This window comes from Amycolatopsis sp. NPDC049252, assembly GCF_043197175.1.
Lineage (GTDB): Bacteria > Actinomycetota > Actinomycetes > Mycobacteriales > Pseudonocardiaceae > Amycolatopsis.
In genome coordinates this window covers 67,131-72,243 of sequence record NZ_JBICSQ010000043.1, presented here as the reverse complement: position 1 = coordinate 72,243, position 5,113 = coordinate 67,131, and the positions used below count along the sequence as shown (strand labels likewise).

General features: G+C 73.0%; 5 protein-coding genes. All 5 read left to right on the top strand.

Annotated features, from left to right (window positions below):
* The first annotated feature begins 4 nt into the window (after positions 1 to 4).
* The 5 genes from ACGFMK_RS32350 to ACGFMK_RS32330 all read left to right on the top strand — a co-directional run bounded on the left by ACGFMK_RS32350 (position 5) and on the right by ACGFMK_RS32330 (position 5,088).
* Positions 5 to 1,273, top strand: coding sequence for a methylaspartate mutase (locus ACGFMK_RS32350; RefSeq protein ID WP_392771293.1), 1,269 nt, complete (start codon positions 5 to 7; stop codon positions 1,271 to 1,273).
* Positions 1,274 to 1,309: 36 nt separating this feature from the next.
* Complete coding sequence (locus ACGFMK_RS32345; protein WP_392771286.1) at positions 1,310 to 2,305, top strand: asparagine synthetase A; 996 nt, start codon at positions 1,310 to 1,312, stop codon at positions 2,303 to 2,305.
* Positions 2,302 to 3,555, top strand: a complete 1,254-nt coding sequence (locus ACGFMK_RS32340) for a glutamate synthase-related protein (protein ID WP_392771283.1) — start codon at positions 2,302 to 2,304, stop codon at positions 3,553 to 3,555. The genes ACGFMK_RS32345 and ACGFMK_RS32340 overlap by 4 nt, the downstream gene beginning before the upstream one ends.
* Before the next feature lie 100 nt (positions 3,556 to 3,655).
* The gene (locus ACGFMK_RS32335) at positions 3,656 to 4,885 is read left to right on the top strand and encodes an MFS transporter (RefSeq protein ID WP_392771280.1); all 1,230 of its coding nucleotides are present in this window, start codon (positions 3,656 to 3,658) and stop codon (positions 4,883 to 4,885) included.
* Positions 4,882 to 5,088, top strand: a complete 207-nt coding sequence (locus tag ACGFMK_RS32330; RefSeq protein ID WP_323328229.1) for an MbtH family protein — start codon at positions 4,882 to 4,884, stop codon at positions 5,086 to 5,088. The genes ACGFMK_RS32335 and ACGFMK_RS32330 overlap by 4 nt, the downstream gene beginning before the upstream one ends.
* Positions 5,089 to 5,113: the final 25 nt, after the last annotated feature.

Genomic DNA, 5,113 nt, shown 5'->3' with positions numbered 1-5,113 from the left:
GTCGGTGTTCAGCAGCTTCGTGGCCGAGCACCGCCGCAGCCGGACGCTGCTCGTCCAGCCGCGGATGGGGTTCTCGGATCCCGCCATGATGCGCCGCGGGCTGCACGCGGTCGCCGGGGCCGGGGTGCCGGCCGTCGGCACCGTGACGCTCGACAGTTACACCCGCACCGGGCAGCACGACCTCGCCGCGATGTCGATCGAGTCCGGCGTCCAGCTCAACGGCTACCCGCTCGTGGCCCTCGGCACCGGCGTCACCGCCGAGGTCCTGGACGGCCTCTTCGGCCCGCGGTTCCCGATCCAGGTGCGCCACGGTTCGCCGCAGCCGGAGGACATCTTCGCCGCGATGCTCGAATCCGGCCTGGACGCCTCCGAAGGCGGCCCGGTCTCCTACTGCCTGCCCTACAGCAGCGTGCCGCTGCGGACGGCGACGGCGTCCTGGTCCCGCTCGGCGAAGCTGCTGGCTTCCCAGGCCGACCGCGGCGTGCTCTGCCACCTGGAGAGCTTCGGCGGCTGCATGCTCGGCCAGCTGTGCCCGCCCGGGCTGCTCGTCGCGCTTTCCGTGCTGGAGTGCCTGTTCTTCGCCGAACACGGCGTGCGCAGCGTGTCCGCCAGCTACGCCCAGCAGACCAGCGCCGAGCAGGACGCCGAAGCGCTGTGGGCGATGCGGCGGCTGTGCGCGGAGGAATTGTCTACAGTGGACTACCACGTCGTGCTCTACACCTACATGGGCCTGTTCCCGGAAAGCCCCGCCGGGGCCCGGGAGCTGCTCGCCGACAGCGTGCGGCTGGCCGTGCGCACCGGCACCGAGCGGCTGATCGTCAAGACCACCGCCGAGGCCCACCGGATCCCGACCGTCGAAGAGAACGTCGACGCGCTGCGGCTGGCCCACGCCACCGCGCTCGACCAGCCCGCGCCCGGCCTGCCGCCCGCCGGGGACACCGAGGTCTACCTGCAGGCCCGCCTGCTGGTCGACGAGGTGCGCTCCCTCGCGCCCACGTTGACCGAGGCGCTCCCGGCCGCGTTCGAACGCGGCCTGCTCGACGTCCCGTACTGCCTGCACCCCGACAACGGCAACGAAACCCGGTGCGTGCTCGACGACGAAGGCCGCCTGCAGTGGTGGCACACCGGGCGGATGCCGCTGCCGGCCGCGCTCGGCGGCCGCCGCAGCCGCGACCGGGTCAGCGCGACCCGGATGCTCGCCGACCTGTCCTACCACCGGCGGCGGCTCGATCCCGTCCTGCCGGGCCCGAGCACCGAACCCGCCCGCGCCTGAGCCCCGTCAGCCGACCCAGCTGGGAGTGAAATCGCCATGGAGTACACCGATCCCGCCGCCGTGCCGCCGGACCCGCGCACGCACCTGACCGCGGAGACGACCAAGCACGTGCTGCGGCTGCAGCACCGGATGGTCAGCGAGGCCCGTGCGTTCCTCGGCGGCCGCGGCTTCGTCGAGCTGCTGCCGCCGGTGATCGGCCCGGTCACCGACCCGGGCGGCCGCGGCGCGAAGCAGGTGGACGTCGACTACTACGGCCACCGCTACAAGCTGATGACCAGCGCGATCCTCTACAAGCAGGCGTCGCTGCTGGGCTTCGACAAGATCTTCTACGTGGCCCCCAACGTCCGGCTCGAGCCGCTGGAGACGGCGAACACCAGCCGCCACCTGGCCGAGTTCCACCAGCTCGACGTCGAGGTCTCCGGCGCGTCCCGCGATGACGTCCTCGATCTGCTGCAGGACCTCGTCGCCCACGTCGTGCGCCGGGTCGTCGAGGACGCCGGTGACGTGCTGGAGGCCCTCGGCCGCGATTCGGGCGCGTTCACCGATCTGCTCGGCGGCGCGTTCGGCCGGCTGTCGCACACCACCGCCGTCGAGACCCTCCGCGAACTCGGCCATCCGCAGAGTGCCGACGCCGAGATCGACTGGGCGGGCGAGGCGATCCTGTCGGAGAAGCACGCCCGGCCGTTCTTCCTCGTCGACTACCCCAAGGGCTCGCGCGGGTTCTACGACCGCGAAGCCACGTCCCAGCCCGGCATCCTGCGCAACTTCGACCTGATCGCGCCGGAGGGCTACGGCGAGCTGTGCAGCGGCAGCGAACGCGAGCACGAGTACGGCCGCATCGTCACGCGGATGCGCGAGACGGGGGAGAACCCGGCCAAGTACGCCTGGTACCTCGACCTGGTCCGCGAAGGCATCCCGGCCAGCGCCGGGTTCGGCCTCGGCGTCCAGCGGTTCACCCGCTACGTCGCCGGGCTCGACGCGGTGTGGCAGGCCACGGCGTTCCCGAAGCTGCCGGGCGTGGTGTCGCCGTGACCGCGCTGCACGCCGGGGGCTTCCCCGAGGACGACGTCCGGGCGCGGGCCCGGCTGGGCGCCGCGGCGGTCTTCCCGCCCGCGGCCGAGTACGGGACGACGCTGTTCGGTTTCTCTGCGGGTGTTTCGGGTGATTCTTTGGAGTCGGCTCGGCTGGTGCCGCCGGTGTTCATGCCGCGGCGGCTGGAGAAGCTGATCGAGCTGGGCCGCGAGCCGCTGTACGGCGACGTCGCGCTCGACACCGTCATCGGCGGGTTCGCTTCGGCCCTGCCGCTGTACCTCTCGGCGTTCGGCTCGACGCAGGTCGCCGGCGCCGGTCTCGGCGCGGCGGCGAGCGCCCAGGCCGCCCGGCTCGGCATCCCGATGGTGGTCGGCGAGAACGTCGTCCCGGTCCACGGCCACGGCCGGACGGGTGGTGCGGCGGCGGGCACGCTGCTGGAGCGCCTGCGGGCCTACGGCGACGCGGTCCCGGACGGCCTCGGCGGCGTCGTCGTGCAGCAGAGCACGGAAGACGCCGACGCCGAGGTGTGGAACCTCGTGTATTCCGACCCGTCGGCGGCCCCGCTGCTGGACTCCGGGCGGCTGGCGTTCGAGCTGAAGGTGGGCCAGGGCGCGAAGCCCGGCCTCGGCGGGATGACCCTGGTCGACTCGTCGTCGGCGGAACGGCTGGCCGAGCAGTACACAGTGGACATCGGGCTGGGCGAGGGGGTGCTCCGCAGCAGCAGCCCCGGGACGTTCACCTCGGAGATCCTGCGCCAGCAGATCCGCTTGATGCGCAACAACTTCCCGCGCGCGGGCGTCTGGGTCAAGCTCCTCCCCGGCCGCGACGTCGCTTCGGCGGCCGCGGTGGCCTGGGCGGCGGGTGCGGACGCGGTGACGGTCGACGGCGCCGAAGCCGGCACCGGCTGGGCCCCGACGGCGTTCCTCGGCGTCGGCCTCCCGTTGGCCGAGTGCCTGTCCCGGATCGGCACGCCGGACGGCTGCCTGCTGACGTCCGGCCGGATGTGGGAAGGCACCCGGGTGGCGAAGGTCCTGGCGCTCGGAGCGCGCGCGGCCGGCCTGGGGCGTGCGGCGTTGCTGGCCGTGGACACCGATCCGCGCGAGGGCCTGGTCCGGTTCGTGGAGGCGCTGGCGCTGGAGCTGCGGTTGCTGATCAGCGCGCTGGGCCAGTACCGCGCGGACGCCCTGACCTCGGAAGACGTGTGGTTCCCGGGTCAGGCGGACGCGGTTCGTGAGCAGGTGCTGTCGTGACCGGCGGGTTGGTGGGTCTGCCGCGGCTGGTCGTGAGTGGGAAACAGTGTTCTAACCCGGTTTCCCACTCACGACCCCTGGCACCGGGCGGGGGTCCGGCATGACCGCCGTTGTCGAGCCGCCGCAGTCGCGGTCCGCGCTGCCTGCTCCCTTCCTCGGGCTGGTGCTCGCCATGGGGCTGTCCTCCTTCGGCGACGCCGTCTGGCTGATCGCCCTCTCCGTCACCCTCGTCGGGGCGGCCGGGCCCGCGCTCGCCGGGCTCGTGCTCGCCCTCGGGTCGCTGCCCAAGGTGCTGACCCTGCTCGTCGGCGGCGCGGTCGCCGATCGGACCGGACCGCGGCGGGTGCTGATCACCACCGACCTCGTCCGGGCGGCCGCCATGGTCACCGGGGCCGTCTGTGTCCTGTTCGCCGGGCCTTCGCTGCCGTTGCTGACCGGGCTGATCGTCGTCATGGCCGTCGCCAGTGCCTTCTTCATCCCGGCCTCCGACGCGCTGCGGCCCAACCTGCTGCCGCCCGAGCACCTCGTGCGGGGCAACGCCGTCTACCTCGCCGCCGTCCGCGGGGGCCAGGCCGCCGGCGGTGCGCTCGGGTCGTGGCTGGCCGGGCTCGGCGGGCTCGTCACCGTCGCCGTCGTCAACGGGGTCAGCTTCCTCGTCTCCGCCGTCGCGGCCGGGAACACCAGGACGATGAGCAAGGCCGAACCCCGCGAACGCGTCAAGGTCAAGCAGCTCCTGAAGGACGTCGGCGAGGGCTGCCGTTACGTCGCCGTCCGCCCGGCACTGCGCACCGCCATGATCGTCACCGGGCTCCTCGAGCTCAGCGGGGCCGGGCCGATCAACCTCGGGCTCGTCCTGCTCGGCGGCCAGAAGGGCGCCGGCTGGCTGCTCACCGCCATGACGCTCGGCGCGTCCCTGGCCTTCATCGTCTCGGTCAAGTGGCCGCCCCGGGCACGGGCCGGGCTGCTGGCGACGTGCGGGCTCGGCGCCCAGGTCGGCTGCCTGGCCCTGCTCGCCACGGGCTCCCTGGCCGTCAGCATCGCCGCGTTCTTCGCACTGGGACTGGTCGCCGGGCTCACCGCGCTGGTGCTGGTTTCGCTGGCCCAGCGCTGGTCCGCGCCGGAGATGCGCGGCCGGGTCATGTCGATCCTCGCGCTGTTCACCCTGGCCGCCACCCCGATCGGCAACCTCCTGATCGGCGTCATGGTCGAGGCCCTCGGCGTCCCGCTCACCATGTTCGCCCACGCCGCGGTCGCGCTCGTCGCGTTCGCCCTGCTCGTCGCCACCCCGGCACTCGGCCGGGCCGCCCTCACAGAGGAGAAGAAGTCATGAGCAACCCCTTCGAAGACGAGAACGGCACCTTCCTGGTCCTGGTCAACGACGAGAACCAGCACTCGCTGTGGCCGTCCACCGTGGACGTCCCGGCCGGCTGGCGGACCGTGCACGGCGAGGACACCCGCGCCGCCTGCCTCGAGTACGTCGAGACGCACTGGACGGACCTGCGCCCGGCCAGCCTCGTCGCCTCGATGCGCTGACCCCCCACCCGCCGGCAGTACCGAA

Excerpts from the sequence above, each read along its gene's own strand:
- ACGFMK_RS32345 (WP_392771286.1), top strand. The coding sequence starts at position 1,310 with ATGGAGTACACCGATCCCGCCGCCGTGCCGCCGGACCCGCGCACGCAC.
- ACGFMK_RS32335 (WP_392771280.1), top strand. The coding sequence starts at position 3,656 with ATGACCGCCGTTGTCGAGCCGCCGCAGTCGCGGTCCGCGCTGCCTGCT.
- ACGFMK_RS32330 (WP_323328229.1), top strand. The coding sequence starts at position 4,882 with ATGAGCAACCCCTTCGAAGACGAGAACGGCACCTTCCTGGTCCTGGTC.